We start from the raw sequence: 1068 nt of genomic DNA, 5'->3' as shown, positions 1-1068 counted from the left end.
TAGCTAAAAATTTCTTTTACATTTATTTCTACTTTACATCCATTTTTTAAAGTAATCTCTAAAATACCATCGTCGCTATCAAAGTATTTGTCATATCTTCCATTTAATAGCTGAAAAACCCTTACTTTTTTTATATCTGGATATACAAGAATATAAAATGGAACTTTTTCCCTTTGATATATCTCAAATTTTAAGTATTCATCTCTTTGGGCAGTTGATTTTGATACAACTTCAACTACTATTTCCGGTGCCTCTTTTAGATATTCCTCTATTTCTTTACATATAACAATTAAATCCGGTCTTAAAACAGTATCTTCAGAAACTATCCAGTCAAGTTCTGGATAAACTTTGCAATTTTTATCACAAGATTCCAATTGATTGGCTATTCTTCTACCAATTTCAAAAGCTGTTTGTTGATGTTTTCCAAAAGGAGAAGGTGCCATCGCGTAGGGAATACCTTCAATTAGCTCCCAATCTCCTTCCCACATTTTATAGTCATCAATTGTATAGTGAGGTAAATATTTTTCTGTTATTCTCATTACAATATCCTTGAAAATTTTACATTAAATAAATTTATAAAACCCAAAAATAAAAGCAATTTCAAAAAGAGTAATACTGTTTTTTTGCTTTTACAAACTCAAACTTATCTTCTCTTGGCAGATATGCAGTCAGCTTTTTTCCAATAACACAGCCAGTGTCTATACCGTAGCATTTATTGTTTATGTAAGGCTCATCATAAACCACATGACCGTAAATAATTTTTGGACTGTCTGGTTTTACTTTTCTTTCAACTGTCCAGTCAAGCCTTTCAGGAAAGCCATTTTCTAAAAATCTTCCTGTTGTTTGACCGTATAAAACAAAATCTTTTATTTTTTTACTCACCTGTCCAATCATGTTGTCTTTAATACCTGCATGGGCTATCACAGACTCGTTTTCGTTAACTATCAAATAAAGAGGCATTTTTGCATAATAATTCAGTATTTTTTCTTTTTGTTTTATTTTTTCTTCTTCTAAAAGATTATTAAACTCTTCAACTGTTTTCTGCATGCCATAGCTAATTTTTACATT

1 protein-coding gene and 1 pseudogene are annotated in these 1068 nt (G+C 30.1%); both read right to left on the bottom strand.

Translation table 11 applies throughout. From position 1 onward, the window contains the following. Positions 1–539 (bottom strand): Uma2 family endonuclease (locus HG1285_RS00270; RefSeq protein ID WP_008289712.1); only part of this gene is annotated, 539 nt, incomplete at its 3' end. Between the two features lie 61 nt (positions 540–600). Further along, a pseudogene (locus HG1285_RS00275) lies at positions 601–1068 on the bottom strand (metallophosphoesterase); the annotation flags it as partial.

It is taken from the genome of Hydrogenivirga sp. 128-5-R1-1 (assembly GCF_000171895.1).
Note: the sequence above shows the minus strand (reverse complement) of the source record. Positions and strands in the feature narration are given on the sequence as shown.